At 33.5% G+C, this 16097-nt stretch carries 15 protein-coding genes and 1 other annotated feature; all 15 genes read left to right on the forward strand.

Translation table 11 applies throughout. From position 1 onward, the window contains the following. The first annotated feature begins 41 nt into the window (after nucleotides 1-41). Nucleotides 42-536, forward strand: coding sequence for a PRC-barrel domain-containing protein (locus tag J5G60_RS09440; protein WP_150358220.1), 495 nt, complete (start codon nucleotides 42-44; stop codon nucleotides 534-536). Between the two features lie 39 nt (nucleotides 537-575). Continuing rightward, nucleotides 576-1601, forward strand: a complete 1026-nt coding sequence (locus tag J5G60_RS09445; protein ID WP_150358221.1) for an AI-2E family transporter — start codon at nucleotides 576-578, stop codon at nucleotides 1599-1601. Nucleotides 1602-1662: 61 nt separating this feature from the next. Further along, nucleotides 1663-1851 (forward strand) — a binding site (T-box leader). 71 nt (nucleotides 1852-1922) lie between these two features. Next, a complete protein-coding gene (gene alaS / locus J5G60_RS09450) occupies nucleotides 1923-4562 on the forward strand; it encodes an alanine--tRNA ligase (protein WP_150358222.1) in 2640 nt (879 codons plus the stop codon). 61 nt (nucleotides 4563-4623) lie between these two features. Further along, nucleotides 4624-4875 carry an IreB family regulatory phosphoprotein gene (locus J5G60_RS09455; protein WP_150358223.1) on the forward strand — a complete coding sequence of 84 codons (252 nt, stop codon included), beginning with the start codon at nucleotides 4624-4626 and terminating at the stop codon, nucleotides 4873-4875. A gap of 61 nt (nucleotides 4876-4936) precedes the next feature. After that, complete coding sequence (gene ruvX, locus J5G60_RS09460) at nucleotides 4937-5350, forward strand: Holliday junction resolvase RuvX (RefSeq protein ID WP_150358224.1); 414 nt, start codon at nucleotides 4937-4939, stop codon at nucleotides 5348-5350. A gap of 46 nt (nucleotides 5351-5396) precedes the next feature. Then, nucleotides 5397-5645, forward strand: coding sequence for a DUF1292 domain-containing protein (locus J5G60_RS09465; protein WP_150358225.1), 249 nt, complete (start codon nucleotides 5397-5399; stop codon nucleotides 5643-5645). A 103-nt stretch (nucleotides 5646-5748) separates the two neighbouring features. Beyond that, the gene (locus J5G60_RS09470; RefSeq protein WP_150358226.1) at nucleotides 5749-6213 is read left to right on the forward strand and encodes a Fur family transcriptional regulator; all 465 of its coding nucleotides are present in this window, start codon (nucleotides 5749-5751) and stop codon (nucleotides 6211-6213) included. Between the two features lie 171 nt (nucleotides 6214-6384). Next, nucleotides 6385-8052, forward strand: coding sequence for a ribonuclease J (locus J5G60_RS09475; protein WP_150358227.1), 1668 nt, complete (start codon nucleotides 6385-6387; stop codon nucleotides 8050-8052). Nucleotides 8053-8084: 32 nt separating this feature from the next. Next, a complete protein-coding gene (locus J5G60_RS09480; protein WP_150358228.1) occupies nucleotides 8085-8453 on the forward strand; it encodes a YlbF family regulator in 369 nt (122 codons plus the stop codon). Nucleotides 8454-8633: 180 nt separating this feature from the next. Beyond that, nucleotides 8634-10457 (forward strand): translational GTPase TypA, encoded by a 1824-nt coding sequence (typA, locus tag J5G60_RS09485; protein ID WP_150358229.1) that lies wholly within the window; start codon nucleotides 8634-8636, stop codon nucleotides 10455-10457. Nucleotides 10458-10472: 15 nt separating this feature from the next. Continuing rightward, on the forward strand, nucleotides 10473-11498 hold the full coding sequence (gene mltG, locus J5G60_RS09490) for an endolytic transglycosylase MltG (RefSeq protein ID WP_150358230.1): 1026 nt from the start codon (nucleotides 10473-10475) through the stop codon (nucleotides 11496-11498). A gap of 20 nt (nucleotides 11499-11518) precedes the next feature. Then, nucleotides 11519-12166: an O-methyltransferase gene (locus J5G60_RS09495; RefSeq protein WP_150358231.1), complete on the forward strand. Its 648-nt coding sequence runs from the start codon at nucleotides 11519-11521 to the stop codon at nucleotides 12164-12166. Between the two features lies 1 nt (nucleotide 12167). Continuing rightward, on the forward strand, nucleotides 12168-13391 hold the full coding sequence (locus J5G60_RS09500) for a peptidase U32 family protein (protein WP_150358232.1): 1224 nt from the start codon (nucleotides 12168-12170) through the stop codon (nucleotides 13389-13391). Nucleotides 13392-13472: 81 nt separating this feature from the next. Further along, entirely contained in the window at nucleotides 13473-15137 is a 1665-nt protein-coding gene (locus tag J5G60_RS09505; RefSeq protein ID WP_150358233.1) for a peptidoglycan D,D-transpeptidase FtsI family protein, read from the forward strand. A gap of 74 nt (nucleotides 15138-15211) precedes the next feature. Further along, the gene (gene sigK / locus J5G60_RS09510) at nucleotides 15212-15913 is read left to right on the forward strand and encodes an RNA polymerase sporulation sigma factor SigK (protein ID WP_150358234.1); all 702 of its coding nucleotides are present in this window, start codon (nucleotides 15212-15214) and stop codon (nucleotides 15911-15913) included. The last annotated feature ends 184 nt before the right edge of the window (nucleotides 15914-16097 follow it).

Raw genomic sequence — 16097 nt, forward strand, 5'->3', positions numbered from 1 at the left:
GGATAAAATAAGAATATTATTTTTAAACTAAAGGTGATATTTTGTATAGAACTATGGATTTTATATTTAAAGATGTAATAGACCTTTCTGGAAAAATGCTGGGATTTATAAGTGATATAATATTGGATTTTAACGGCAAAAAAATAGATGGATTTATAATAACTCCTAATAACATATTTAAAAAAACTTTGAATGTCAATATAGAAAATGTGGTAAATTTTACTTCTGTAATAGTTGTAACTGCTGTGAGTAGAGGGAAATGCCTTCAATTTGAAGATATAAAGAATATGGATGTGGTGAATGAGAGAGGTGAGCTGATTGGAATGGTTGAAGATATTTTATTTGACAGAGAGAAATTTTCCATAAGGGCTCTCATATTGTCCACTGGATTTATAAATAATTTTATAAAAGGCAAAAAGGTGCTGCTTATAAATGATTTGATATTGGGGGACAAAAATTTGTTATACAGAGGTAAAAATCGAAATCTCGAATTTTTCAATTCAGCCCATAAATTATTAAAAAAAGAGAAAAGCTAGGTATTGTAAATTAAAGAAGAATTATGGAATATGATGCGGATGAATATTTATAAAAAAAGCAGTATTAGATATATCACTGTGGCGGTTATAACAGCGGCATTGATTGTATTTATCATTATGAGTTCTCTATTGAGAGAGCTTATATGTTTAATCTTTATATCTTTTTTAATAGCATATACGCTGAGGCCGATATATAATTCCATGTTAAATAGGGGAATTAACGGAAGAGTGGGAGCTTTTTTTTTGATAAGCTTATTGATTCTGCTTATAGTAGGTGTCTTTGCAATTCTCATACCTTCTTTGTTTAGAGAAAGTTTGAATTTTAACTCTGCTGCAGAAAGAATTCAAAATATGGTAGATAATTTTTATGTGAAATTAAAACCGATTCGCGATAACAAAACTATTTATTCACTGATAAACAGTTTAAATAGTAAAATAGACAGTGGAATTGTAAATATATTCAATAAAATGTTTGATTTTATAATTTATATAGGACAAAATTTATTATCTGTAATAGTCATACCTATAATAGCTTATTATTTCTTAGCAGACGGGGAGTATATAAATGGAAAGATTCTGTCTATATTTCCAATGGACAGCAGAAATGTAATTGAAAAGATGTGCTGTCATGCAGATAAAATATTGGGTAGATATATAATGAGCCAGCTCATTTTAAGCGGGCTTGTGGGTATAGCCACATTTTTTATTTTAGTGAGTTTAAAGGTGGATTTTCCCATTATATTGTCCATATTAAATGCATTTTTTAATATAATTCCATATTTTGGGCCTATATTTGGAGCGCTGCCAGCTGTAGTTATAGCTCTTATAGAATCTCCCAGGGCAGCACTGTGGACTGCAGTATGGTTATATGTATTGCAGCAGATAGAAGGCAATATGCTGTCTCCAAAAGTTACAGGGGACAGTGTAAGTATGCATCCTCTAGTAATAATACTTCTTTTAATAGTCGGAGGAAAAGCAGCGGGATTTATCGGAATGGTACTGGCAGTGCCCATAGGGGTTATAGTTAAAATAATGTATGAAGATTTAAACTACTATTTATTTTGATTTAATCGATAAATATTGACATAAGTGTGCATTTAACTTATAATTTGTATCATAATCGAATGATGAAGTGATGAATAGAAGGAGTAGGTATTTTCTTATATTAAAGAGAGGAAGTGGAAGGTGAAAACTTCCTGTAGGATATATTGAAGCTGTCTAGGAACTTGTATTATGTTGTTTAAGAGATATAGATTGTATTTTGAATATCTATATAATTAGGGTGGTACCGCGAAGAGAATCTTTCGTCCCTTAGGGGAATGAGGGATTCTTATTATTTTAAACGTGGATTAAATATGATATTGAAGTTGAAAGGGAGAGATATATATGGAAAAATTAGGGTTGAATCAAATTAGGGAATTGTACTTGAAATTTTTCGAAGGAAAAGGACATTTGAGAATGCACAGTTTTTCATTAGTTCCTAAAAATGATAAGAGTTTACTTTTGATTAACGCTGGTATGGCGCCGCTTAAACCATATTTTACAGGGCTTAAAATACCGCCTCGGAAAAGAGTTACTACCTGTCAAAAGTGTATAAGAACGGGGGATATTGAGAATGTAGGTAAGACTTCACGCCACGGCACTTTTTTTGAAATGCTGGGAAATTTTTCTTTTGGGGACTATTTTAAAAAAGAGATAATTCCATGGGCCTGGGAATTTACTACTGAAGTTTTGAAGCTGCCAAAGGATAGATTATATGTTACAATATACTTAGATGATGATGAGGCCTATGATATATGGGTAAAGGATACCGATATAGATAGTTCAAGAATTTTTAGACTTGGCAAGGAAGATAATTTTTGGGAACACGGTGTAGGTCCCTGCGGACCCTGTTCTGAAATTCACTATGATAGAGGAGAGGGAAAGATAGATACAGTAGAAGAATTTGTGAAAGCAGGGGATAATGATCGGGTACTGGAATTTTGGAATTTAGTGTTTACTCAATTTGACAGGGATGAACAGGGGAATTATAATAGACTTCCAAAGCCTAATATAGATACGGGTATGGGGCTTGAAAGAATGGCAGTTATAATGCAGGATAAAGAAAGTATATTTGAGGTAGATACTATAAAAGCTATATTAAAAGAAGTAAGTGATATGTCCTGTAATTCCTATGGTAAAGATAAAAATAGTGATATATCTATCAGAGTGATAACAGATCACATAAGAAGCATTGTATTTATGGTGAGCGATGGAATACTTCCTTCTAATGAAGGGCGCGGATATGTACTCAGAAGACTTTTGAGAAGGGCAGCAAAACATGGCAGATCTCTTGGAATTAAAGGTTCTTTTCTATATAAACTTTCTAAATCTGTGATAGATAATTCTTATGAAGGCTATCCCGAATTGAGAGAAAGGGAGGATTATATAAGAAAGATAATAAAGATTGAAGAGGAAAGGTTTGCCGTGACAATAGATGGTGGGATTCAGATTTTAAATGAATTTATATCCCAATTGAAAGAGAATGACAGCTCAGTATTAGATGGGGATAAGGTATTTAAATTATATGATACTTATGGTTTCCCTGTAGAGCTTACTGAAGAGATATTGGAAGAAAACAACATGACTGCAGATTTGGAAGGCTTTAATGAAAACATGGAAAATCAACGAAACATGGCAAGAGCCGCCAGGATGGAAACAAATTATATGGGTGCAGAAGATACCATATTGAATAAAATTCCCATGGAGGTTAATACTGTATTTGAAGGTTATGATAAACTGAAGTCAAAATCTAAAGTCAAAATCATGATGAAGGATGAAGAGTTTGTATCTCATTTAAGCGAAGGAGAAGAGGGAGTTATAGTAGTTGAAAATACACCTTTTTATGCTGAAATGGGTGGACAGGTAGGAGATAGTGGAATCATATACAATGATGATTTTAAAGGTGAAGTGTTAGACTGTAAAAATAATGTGGCAGGTAAAATACTCCATTTTATAAGGGTGAATTCAGGCGGCTTGAGTTTGGATGACGATGTTGTTTTGAGTGTGAATGAGAATAGAAGAAATAGCATAAGAAAAAACCACACTGCAACTCATATATTAGATGAAACCCTGAAGAGGGTTTTGGGAGAACAGGTACACCAATCTGGTTCCTATGTGGATGAACACAGATTGAGGTTTGATTTCAATTATTTTGAGCCTCTGAGCAGTGATACATTGAGGAAAATTGAAGATATGGTCAATAAGAATATAATGGCAGTTCATCAGGTGAAAACTGCTGAGATGCCTTTGGAAGAAGCTAAAAAAAGCGGGGCAATAGCACTTTTTGACAGTAAATATAAGGATAAAGTAAGGGTAGTTTCTGTGGGAAATTTCAGCAGTGAACTCTGTGGTGGAACTCATGTAAATAATTCTGGTGAAATAGGATTGTTTAAGATAATATCTGAAACTGGAATAGCTGCCGGCATTAGGAGAATAGAGGCTGTTACCGGCGAAAGTGCAATAAAATATCTGAACTTGAGAGATGATATGTTAAAGGAAATATCGGGTAAATTGAAATGTTCTGAGAAGGAAATAATTCATAAATTGGATCTGCAATTCAATGAACTGAAGGCAGCTGAGAGGGAAATTCAGCAATTGAAGTCAAAATTGGCAGGTAATGCGGAAACTGATATTCTGGATGGAATGAAAATAATTGGAAAAACGAAGCTTTTTACAGGGGTGTTAAAAGAAGTTGATGCCAGTGCACTTAGGGAACTGGGAGATAAGTTTAGAAATAAGTATGACAACTGTTTAGTGGTATTGGGAAGTAGTGTAAAGGGAAAAGTTCAACTCATAGCTATGGCAACTGAAGAGGCAGTGAAAAGTGGTATTCACTGTGGAAAGATAATAAAGGAGGTTGCGGCTGTCACTGGAGGAAGTGGAGGAGGAAGACCGGATATGGCACAAGCCGGAGGAAAATTACCTGAAAAATTAGAAGAAGCTATAGGAAAATGCAGTATAATTATGGAAAAAAAAGTTAGATAGTATACATTTTATGAAATATGTTTTATAATAGATCTATTAGAATGTTAGCGGGGTGATATATATGGGCAAGGACAATACTATTCAGTTTGACATTTCTGAGAGTAAGAAAGCACTGACAAAAGAGATATTAACTGAAGTTTATGATTCGCTAATTAAAAAGGGATACAATCCGGTAAATCAGCTGGTAGGATACTTGATTTCAGGGGATCCAACTTATATAACAAATTATAATGGAGCAAGGTCATTGGTGAGGAAACTTGAGAGAGATGAGATACTTGAGGAAGTTTTGAAAGTCTATTTAGATATAAAATAAAAATGTCCTTTTAGGGCATTTTTATTTTAAATGTGAGCATAATATTGAGGAGAGTGAAAATTTGAGAATACTGGGACTGGATATAGGGGATAGAACTATAGGTGTTGCACTCAGTGATCCATTGGGATTTACAGCACAGGGAGTTACTACTATAAAGAGAAGGGGAATGGAAAAGGATATTGATGAGCTGAGATCTGTTTGTGAAAAATATGGTGTAGAATTAATTGTCTCCGGACTTCCTAAAAATATGAATGGAACACTTGGTCCCCAGAGTGAGAAAGTGATGGATTTTTGCAAAAGAATAGAGAAGCTTATAAAATTACCCGTAAAAATGTGGGATGAAAGATTAACTACCGTGGCAGCAAATAGAGCCATGTTAGAGGGAGATCTCTCCAGGGCAAAGAGAAAAAAGATAGTAGATAAAATGGCTGCTGTATATATTTTGCAGGGGTATTTGGACAGTATTTCGAAATGATTTATTTTGATAAAGCTAATTCTTTGAATAAAGGGGAAAAAATTGAATGGGAGAAAATATCAGAAACTTAATACTGGAGGATGAAGATGGCAAAAAAGTTCAATTTGAAGTGATTACCAAATTGGATATAGAAGATAGAGAGTATGTAATTGTAATGCCTGAAGAGTGTAGAGAATCAGAGGAAGCCATAGTGCTTAAGATAATAGAAGATGAAAATGGCGAGGAAATTTTTGCAACGTTGGAAGATGAAGATGAATTTAACCAGGTTTCAGAAGTATATGAAACTTTGTTTTAATGTTAATTGATTTTCAATTGACAATATTTTTCTGTTATATTAGACTTAAAATAGAAAAGTTTTTGTGGGTGTTTTAAAATTTAAGTTGAAATGGGGTATAGTTATGTCAAAGCTTTCCTCTTCAGAAATAGAGAGATTAAAAAATAGCCTGAAGGAAAAAGGGTATAAGCTTACACCTCAAAGGAGGGCTATAGTTGATATTATAATAAGAAATGAAGGACAGCATCTTACAACGGAAGAAATATATGATCAAGTTAGAAGTGAGTGTCCTGAAATTGGTTTAGCTACAGTTTATAGAACTGTACAACTTTTAGATGAGATAGGAGTTATATGTAAATTGGACTTGGATGATGGATGCAATAGATATGAAATAATACACAAGGAAGAAAATCACCAGCATCATCATTTGATATGTAATAAATGTTCAAAAATAATTGAGGTGACGGATGATCTTTTGGAACCCCTTGAGAGGGAAATAGAAAAGAAATATGATTTTAAAATTTTAAATCACAGTTTAAAATTTTATGGAATATGCAGTGACTGTAAAAAGTCCGGCAAATACAAGTAAAATTGCAATTTGTAATTTTTATATTTTATGAAAGAGTTATTTGACATAGGATGCGGATAGGGTACGTTTTTAATTTGATATTCATATTGTTTTAACATAACTTGTTCATAAGATATTTATTACCAAGTTGTAAAAATATTAAAATAAATTAAATAAGGAGGGAAGATTTTATTGCGAAAAGAAAGAGATAAGGTAAAAATTATTCCATTAGGCGGACTAAGTGAAATAGGAAAAAATATTACAGTAATAGAATACAAAGATGAGATAATAGTGATTGACTGCGGGATGGAGTTTCCAAGTGAAGAGATGTTAGGAATAGATATAGTCATACCCGATACAACTTATCTTAAAAAGAACATAGATAAGGTAAAAGGCATATTTTTAACTCATGGACATGAAGACCACATAGGGGCACTGCCGTATGTATTGAAAGAGATCAATGTACCTGTATATGGGAGCAAATTGACGTTGGGGATTGTTGATTCAAAATTAAAGGAACACGGTTTAAGTGGATCAGTGGATTTAAAGTGCATAAAAGCAGGTGACGTAATTAAGTTAAATAGAATGTCCGTGGAATTTATAAGAACCAGTCACAGTATAGCCGATTCCATGGCTATTGCAGTATATACCCCGGTGGGTATAATACTTCATACTGGTGATTTCAAGGTGGATTATACACCTATTGATGGCAGCGTAATTGATCTGGCTAGATTTGCAGAACTTGGGAAAAGGGGAGTAACTGTTATGCTGGCAGACAGCACTAACGTGGAAAGACCTGGATATACTATGTCGGAGAGGACGGTAGGACAGACCTTTCAAAAATTTTTTGCTGTGGCAAAAAGTAGAATAATAGTTGCCACTTTTGCATCTAATATTCACAGGATACAACAGGTAATTACTGCTGCTGAAAAATATGACAGGAAAGTGGCTGTTTCAGGTAGAAGTATGGAAAATATAATGGAAGTAGCTATGAATTTGGGATATATAAATATTAGGAAAAATACTCTTATAAATGTAGACAATATAAATAAATATCCCGGAAACAAGATAGTTATAATAACTACTGGAAGTCAGGGTGAACCTATGTCAGCACTTTCTAGAATGGCAGCTTCTGAGCATAAAAAAATAAGTATTATTCCAGGGGACACAATAATAATTTCAGCAAATCCCATACCTGGAAATGAAAAATTGGTGTCAAGGGTGATAAATCAATTGTTTAAAAAGGGAGCAGAGGTAATATATGAAGCTCTGGCGGATGTTCATGTATCAGGGCATGCCTGCCAAGAAGAATTGAAACTTATGCATACTCTTGTAAAACCCAAATTTTTTATACCTGTACATGGAGAATACAGACACCTAAAACAGCATGCAGATTTAGCGATGAATCTTGGACTTAACCCCAATAACATAATCATAGCAGACAATGGGGATGTTATAGAAGTTTCCAGAGATTCCATAAGAAAAAATGGAACAGTGGTATCGGGACAGGTATTTGTAGATGGCTTGGGAGTTGGAGATGTGGGGAATATAGTCTTAAGGGATAGAAGACATCTTTCTCAGGACGGAATACTTACAGTGGTTATTACTATTGAAAAAGAAACGGGTACCGTCATTGCAGGACCTGATATAATATCCAGAGGTTTTGTGTATGTTCGGGAATCAGAAGATCTAATGGAAGAGGCAAGGGAACTTGTTCGTGGTGCTTTAAAGGATTGCGAGGAAAAACATATTACAGAATGGTCAAGCATAAAATCCAATGTAAAAGAAGTACTTAGATCATTTCTCTACGAGAAGACGAAGAGAAAACCCATGATATTGCCAATAATCATGGAAATATAATATTGTATTAAAAATTAGGAGAGTATTTGATAATGAATATATATGATAGAACAAGAGAATTTGCAGAAGAGCTTAAAACATGTGATGAAGTAGTTGATCTTCAAAGATTGAGTCAAAGAATAAAAAACAATGAAGATTATACAAGAATATTGAGTGATTTTAGAAAAATACAAGTGGAGGCTTATTCGCAGCAAGTTCAAAATGGAAAGATCTCAGAAGAGATTATGGAAAAGTTTAAAAATATGGGCTCTGTGATTTCTGCTAATCCTCCTGTAAATGAATATATACAGGCAGAACAAAAATTCAGTGTAATGTGGCAGGACATATTAAAGATATTAAATGATGCCATAGGGGTAGATTTTTCTTTTGGAAAAGATAAAAATAAAGTTAATGTGCACTGAAAACCGTTAACTTAAGCATTATAAAGTTGACTTTTTAATACTATGATATTAGAATAAATATGGCAGCTCTAAATTGGATACAAAAAAGGTATCCAATTTTTTTGAGTGCTTATCCAATTCACAATGAATTTTGATATTTGAATATATTCCATAGGTTAAAAATAAATTGGAGGAGTAATAATGAATTTATTTACAAGAAATGATATAAGAAATGTGGCAATAATTGCACATGTAGATCATGGCAAAACTACATTAGTAGACGCATTATTAAAACAGAGCAATATATTTAGGGCAAATGAAAAAGTGGAAGAGAGGGTTATGGATTCAAATGCTATTGAAAGAGAGAGAGGAATTACCATACTTTCAAAAAATACTTCCGTAACTCATAAGGGGATTAAGATCAATATTGTAGATACACCAGGCCATGCAGATTTTGGCGGTGAGGTAGAACGTGTACTTGAGATGGTAGATAGTGTTCTATTGGTGGTAGATGCTGCTGAAGGCCCAATGCCGCAGACAAAATTTGTTTTAAAAAAGGCATTGGAATTAAAACTAAAACCAATAGTTGTAATAAACAAAATAGATAAACCAGATGCAAGACCATCTGAGGTTTTAGACGAAGTATTTGATCTGTTTATAGAGTTGGGGGCCAGTGACGAACAACTGGATTTCAGTGTGGTCTATTGTTCGGCAAAGGCGGGATTTGCTAAAAAGGAGATGGAGGATAAATCCACTAACATGGAACCTCTTTTCGATACTATAATAAAAAATGTTCCAGCACCTCAGGGATATCTGGATATGCCCCTTCAACTTCTAGTAACGACTATAGATCACAATGAATATGTAGGAAGAATAGGTGTTGGAAAGATAACGAGGGGTAGCATAAAGAAAAATGAACAAGTTGCTCTCATAAGAAAGGGAAATAAAATAGAAAATGTGAAGGTGTCAAATCTATATGTATATGATGGATTAAAAAAGGAAGAAGTAGAAGAGGCCAAACTGGGAGATATAGTTGCAGTTTCAGGAATTCCCGACATAAATATAGGTGAGACTATAGCTGATGCTTTAAATCCGGAAGCACTTCCTTTTGTAGATATAGATGAACCTACGCTGACTATGAATTTCATGGTAAATGATTCTCCATTTGCTGGTAGAGAAGGAGATTTTGTGACATCAAGGCATTTAAGAGACAGACTTATGAGAGAATTGGAGACTAATGTAGCCCTTAGGGTGGAAGAAACTGATTCACCAGACTGTTTTAAGGTAAGTGGAAGAGGAGAACTTCACCTCTCAGTTTTGATAGAAACCATGAGAAGGGAGGGTTATGAATTTCAAGTTTCCAAACCAACGGTGATATTTAAAGAAAAAGATGGAAAAAGATTAGAACCTATTGAATACCTCACTATAGACGTACCTGAAGAATTTATGGGAGTGGTTATGGAAAAACTGGGTCCGAGAAAAGCTGAAATGGTAAATATGACTTCAGCTGTAAATGGATATACCAGATTGGAATTTAGGATACCCGCCAGAGGATTGATTGGGTTTAGGAGTGAATTTATGACTGATACTAAGGGCAACGGTATAATGAACCATGTATTGGACGGATATGAAGAGTACAAGGGTGAGATACCCGGCAGGACAAGAGGCTCCTTGGTAGTATTTGAACCTGGAGTATCTATAACTTATGGACTTTTTAATGCTCAAGAGAGAGGAACACTATTTATAGGACCTGGAGTAGAAGTATATGAGGGTATGATAGCTGGTGAGTGTTCAAGACCGGAGGATATAGAGGTAAATGTATGCAAGAAAAAGCATCTGTCAAATACCAGATCCTCAGGAGCTGATGAAGCGCTGAAATTAGTGCCCGTGACGGAAATGACTCTGGAAAAGTCGCTGGAATTTATAGCACCGGATGAATTGGTAGAAATTACTCCCAAGAGTATAAGAATGAGAAAGAAAATATTGAATACGGATCTCAGGAAAAAGGCCATGAGAAGAAAATAGGAAGGATTGTTTACAGTGAAAAGACACTTAAAAAAAAGTATTTTTTTACTTTGTAGTGTGGCTTTAGTTTTATTAATTGCCGGTGTCTTGTATTATTTCATTCAAAATACAAGATACCCATTTAAAACAAACGGAAAAAAGATAAATTTTCAGATAAAACAAGGGGAAAGGTTAGAGCAGGTTATAGATAATCTGAGCAGCAGTAAATTAGTAAAAAATCCACTTTTGATAAAATGGTATACAAAAAGGCATTTTGAAAATGGCCTGTTAAAACCTGGAAAGTATTCCTTTTCTAAAGGTATAAGCTTGAGTAATTTTGTACTCTATGTGGAAAGGGGAATTAGGGATGATAGACCTGTAAAAGTTATAATACCTGAAGGATATGATATAGAGCAGATAGGAAATTTACTGGAGAAAAAGGGGATAATAAGCAGCTCGAATTTTATAAAAAGCTGCAGGGAGTATAAACTGCCTGATTTTGTGAAGAAAGATTCAAAAAGAAGGTATGCCCTGGAAGGGTATTTATTTCCGGATACCTATGATTTTCTCAAAGGAAGCAGCGGAGATTATATAATTGAAGTGATGCTAAATAGATTTTCTGATGTCCTGGATAAAGTACAGGAGGATACAGGAAAACATTTAAACATTCAAGAAATGGATAAAATCATAACCATGGCTTCTATAGTTGAAAGAGAAGTGAAAAAACCCGAGGAGAGGGGAAAGGCAGCTTCTGTATTTTACAATAGATTAAAAAGGAATATGAAGCTTCAGTCCTGTGCTACAGTATTGTATGCACTGAATGTGCACAAGGATAAGGTGTATTATAAAGATTTACAAGTAGACTCCCCGTATAACACTTATAAAGTAAATGGACTTCCTGAGGGGCCTATATCCAATCCAGGAAAGGGCTGTATAATAGCGGCTATAAATCCTGAAAAGACAAATTATCTTTATTTTGTTTCTGAAAATAATGGAACTCATTTTTTTACAGATAGTAATGAAAAGTTTTTGGAGGTCAAAAAAACTACTCAGGGTGAATGACCGACCTTTTGGAGGAAGATATGAGTGAAGTTGAACATGAATATATAAAAGAATATATAACGTCCTTAATAGGAAGTCATAGTGGAATATTAAAGGAAATAGAGGAGTATGCATCTGAAAATTCCATACCGATAGTGCATAGAGAGATGGCAAGATTTTTAGAGCTTATGATAAATATGAAAAGACCATCTAGGGTTCTTGAACTTGGAACTGCTGTTGGATATTCTGCCATTTTAATGAGTCTCAGTTCCCATAAAAAAAATCATATAACCACTATTGAAAGGGACAAAAATATGGTTGAAATTGCTAGAAAAAATATAAAAAGATATAATTTTGAACAATATATAGATGTTATTGAGGGAGATTGTATGGAAATACTTAAGAATATTAGAGAAAAATTTGATCTTATATTCATTGATGCCGGAAAGGCACATTACAATCATTTTTTACCCTACTGTTTAGAACTTTTAGACGAAGAAGGCGTAATAGTGGCAGATAATGTATTGTTCAGGGGAATGGTGGCTTCTGATGAATTAGTAAAGAGAAGAAAAATAACCATAGTCAAGAGAATGAGAGAATACTTAAAAATTGTATCTGATGACAATAAATTTATAACTTCAATTATACCTATGGGAGATGGTATTGCTGTTACTATGAGGAGGAATTGAGATGAATAAAAAGCCGGAGTTATTGGCACCTGCGGGCAATTTGGAAAAGCTGAAAACTGCCGTGGATTTTGGAGCGGATGCAGTCTATTTAGGAGGAAATAAGCTTAATCTTAGAGCATTTGCAGACAATTTTACGGATGAAGAACTTATAGAAGGTATGAAATATGTTCATGAAAGGGAAAAGAAGGCATTTATAACTGTCAATGTATTTCCACATAATGCTGATCTAGAGGGATTGGAAGGTTACCTAAAGAAATTGTATAAATTGGATGTAGACGGGATAATTGTGTCAGATCCAGGGATAATAATGGCTGCCAGGAAAATCGTGCCGAATCTGGAGCTGCATCTAAGTACTCAGAGTAATAATGTGAATTGGATGTCTGCTATATTTTGGTATAGACAGGGTATAAAGAGAATAGTTCTTGCCAGGGAACTTTCGCTTGAAGAAATAAAAGAGATAAGGCAGCATTTACCAGAAGATTGTGAAATAGAGGCTTTTGTTCATGGAGCCATGTGTATGGCCTATTCGGGAAGATGCATGCTTTCAAATTATATGACAGGAAGAGATTCCAATAGGGGGCAGTGTGCCCAGCCTTGCAGATATAAATACTATCTTATGGAAGAGAAGAGGCCGGGAGAATACTTTCCTGTATTTGAAGATAACAGGGGGAACTATATTTTAAATTCGAAAGATCTCTGTATGATAGAACATATTCCAGAATTAGTAGAAGCGGGCATAAATTCATTTAAGATAGAGGGAAGAATGAAAAGTGCATATTATGTAGCTACTGTAGTTAAAGCCTATAGAAGGGCTATGGATTCCTATTTTGAAAACCCTGATACATATGTATTTGAGGAGAAATGGCTGGAGGATTTGATGAAAGTCAGTCATAGAAAATATTTTACAGGATTCTATTTTGAAGATAAAGACAGCCAAATTTTCGAAAATTCATCTTATATAAGAAATTATGATATAGTTGGCTTAGTTAAAGACTATGATAAGCACGATAATACCGTGGTTATAGAACAGAGGAATAAAGTATACAGTGGAGATATGGTGGAAGTATTAAGGCCTATAGGAGACAGTTTTAAAGTATATCTAAAAGATATGAGAGATGAAAATGGGGAGAAAATAGAATCAGCTCCTGTTGCCCAGATGATATTTACTGCAGTAGTGGATAGAATATTGGAAAAGGGAGATATGCTTATAAAAGCTAAACTATAAGTTACAACCTGGTAAAATTATATCCAGGTGAATAAAATACCTTATTTTGGATAGAAATTAGTCTAGATGAGGTGTTTTTTTATGTTAAAGATAAACAGGCATATAATACAAAAAAGACAATATATTTTATTTTTCATAATTATTTTAGCGTTTTCCCTGCTGTATTTTAAAATAATAAAACTTCAGTATTTTGGAAGTAGTAAATTGAGTGTAATGGCAGATTCACAATATTCCTATAAAGAGGATTTAACCGATGTAAATTATATGTTATATGATTGCCATGGGAAACAATTTATGAGTTATGATAAAAAATATTATGTGGTTATATCGCCAGAAGTATTTTTGAAAGATAATGAAAATGTGGATTCAGAGAAGATGCTCACTTTAATTTATACTCTTAGAAATTATGACAGTGATTACGATATATCTAAAGCTGGAGTATTGAATAAAAGTGAGAAATTATATTATGAGGTGGATGTAAACACCTACAATAAGTTAAAGAATATAACTGGAATAAATGGAGTCTATACGTATGTTTATTCTCCTTTAAATAAAGCTGGTATATGGAGTATAGGAAATTTACTTCTAAATCCTAAGAGAACTGAGAATAACCAAATTAAAAATAAAAATTCCTTAGAAATGCAGATATATGAGAAGACAAAAGACAATAATAAACCTGAGGTCGTATTTGAAAGGGATGTAGATGGAAAGATAATAAATAAAAAAGTGAATTATCCTGAAAACAATGTAAATGTGAGATTGACTGTAGATAAAAGTATACAGGACAAAATAAAAGAAATATTAAATGAGGGAAAAAATAAAGAATTTAGTCAGATAGGTGTGGTTTTGATGGAGGCGGATACGGGAAAAATAAAGGCACTTGTACAGAAAGATGACAGTAAACCAAATGTAAATATAGGTGCTGCCACTAATCATGGATTTTTTCCCGGCTCCATATTTAAAGTTATAGTAGAAGAGGCAGGACTTGATAAAAATATCATAAATGTAAATGACAAATTTACCTGCAAAGGACTGTATGAGGTAGAAGATGAGGCAAATCATGGCACACTGACTCCAGGAGAAGCACTGACTGTATCCTGCAATGATGTGTTTGCCCAGATAGGGGAAAAGGTGGGATTTAATAATTTTTATGACAATGCAAAAAGTCAGGGATTATTTCAAACAGTTTTAAATTTAGATGGTGAGAAATCAGGACTGTTTGAGGTAAAAAATCCAAGTTATGCCGACGGAAGCTTATCCCTTGCATCTATAGGGCAAAATATTAGGATAACTCCGATAGAAGCTATCAGCATACCAAATACGGTGGTAAATGGTGGAGTATATGTAAAGCCGTATATATTAGATGCCTATGTGGATGATAAAAATAGTAATATAGAAAAATTGAATACCACAAGTAGTTCCGTTATAAAAAAATCAACAGCTGAGGAAATGAAAGAACAGATGATAAATGTAGTGAAAAATGGTACAGGAAAATCTGCACATGTAGATGACATGGAAGTTGGAGGAAAAACGGGAAGCACCCAGCGAATAGAGCTGACCGGTAAAAATAAGACAGCAGAGGAACATTCAGATGGATGGTTTGTAGGATTTTTTAAGTATAATGGCAAGTACTATTCTATGGTTGTTTTTGTGAAAGATATAGATAAAAATAATGAAAGCGGTGGGAATACTGCTGCCCCAATATTTAGGGATATAGTTTCAAACATACAACAATATCTAAATTAAATTTTATTTATATATGCACTTTTTGAAAAAGCTGCTCATAGTATATTAATAAGCACTATTAGGAGGAGCAGCTGGTGTTTATAACAAATTACTTATTAGATATTATTGGGAATGTAGTATTTATGACGGCTTATGTTACAAATAATAATTCATTTCCACAACCTCTAAGTGATGATGAAGAAGCATATTATTTAAGAAAGTTAAAAGAAGGGGATCTACTTGCTAAAAGCATTTTAGTGGAGAGAAATTTGAGGTTGGTAGCACATATTGTAAAGAAGTATTCTTATCCAGGAAAAGAAGTAGATGACTTAATCTCTATTGGAACTGTAGGATTGATCAAGGCGATAGATTCTTTTGATGCATCCAAGGGGACTAGGTTAGCAACATATGCGGCAAAATGTATAGAAAACGAAATATTGATGCTTATAAGAAATAATAAGAAAATTAGAAATGAAGTGTATTTACAAGATCCAATAGGTGTGGATAAAGAGGGAAATGAAATATCTTTGATGGATGTGCTTAGCAGTGATGAAAATTCTATAATTGAAATTGTAGAACAGAAAATACAGGTGAAAAAATTATATTCTAAGATAAATACATGTTTGTCTCAAAGAGAAAAGAGTGTTGTAGAAATGAGATATGGGCTTTTAGAGGGGAAGCCCAGAACTCAAAGAGAAATAGCAAAAATACTTGGCATATCCAGATCTTATGTATCTAGAATCGAAAAAAAAGCGTTAAAAAAATTATACAAGGAATTAAATTATTGGACAAAATGATTTTTATATTGAACTTGTAAATTTTTAATAAATTCCATGGTATATGTTATCGTTGTATTTTGAACTATAAGAAATTTAATAAATATGTAATAGTATGCACATGGAATTTATGGCATTTTTAGATTATTTTAATTTTAAATGTATGATTCAGCCTGTAAATTCAGTAAATAATTTTTATTAAAAT

The organism is Clostridium sp. HV4-5-A1G, assembly GCF_900184915.1.
GTDB lineage: Bacteria > Bacillota > Clostridia > Clostridiales > Clostridiaceae > Clostridium_B > Clostridium_B aromativorans.

Excerpts from the sequence above, each read along its gene's own strand:
- J5G60_RS09445 (WP_150358221.1), top strand. The coding sequence starts at position 576 with ATGAATATTTATAAAAAAAGCAGTATTAGATATATCACTGTGGCGGTT.
- J5G60_RS09500 (WP_150358232.1), top strand. The coding sequence starts at position 12,168 with ATGAATAAAAAGCCGGAGTTATTGGCACCTGCGGGCAATTTGGAAAAG.
- typA (WP_150358229.1), top strand. The coding sequence starts at position 8,634 with ATGAATTTATTTACAAGAAATGATATAAGAAATGTGGCAATAATTGCA.
- J5G60_RS09480 (WP_150358228.1), top strand. The coding sequence starts at position 8,085 with ATGAATATATATGATAGAACAAGAGAATTTGCAGAAGAGCTTAAAACA.
- J5G60_RS09455 (WP_150358223.1), top strand. The coding sequence starts at position 4,624 with ATGGGCAAGGACAATACTATTCAGTTTGACATTTCTGAGAGTAAGAAA.
- alaS (WP_150358222.1), top strand. The coding sequence starts at position 1,923 with ATGGAAAAATTAGGGTTGAATCAAATTAGGGAATTGTACTTGAAATTT.
- J5G60_RS09495 (WP_150358231.1), top strand. The coding sequence starts at position 11,519 with ATGAGTGAAGTTGAACATGAATATATAAAAGAATATATAACGTCCTTA.
- J5G60_RS09505 (WP_150358233.1), top strand. The coding sequence starts at position 13,473 with ATGTTAAAGATAAACAGGCATATAATACAAAAAAGACAATATATTTTA.
- J5G60_RS09465 (WP_150358225.1), top strand. The coding sequence starts at position 5,397 with ATGGGAGAAAATATCAGAAACTTAATACTGGAGGATGAAGATGGCAAA.
- J5G60_RS09470 (WP_150358226.1), top strand. The coding sequence starts at position 5,749 with ATGTCAAAGCTTTCCTCTTCAGAAATAGAGAGATTAAAAAATAGCCTG.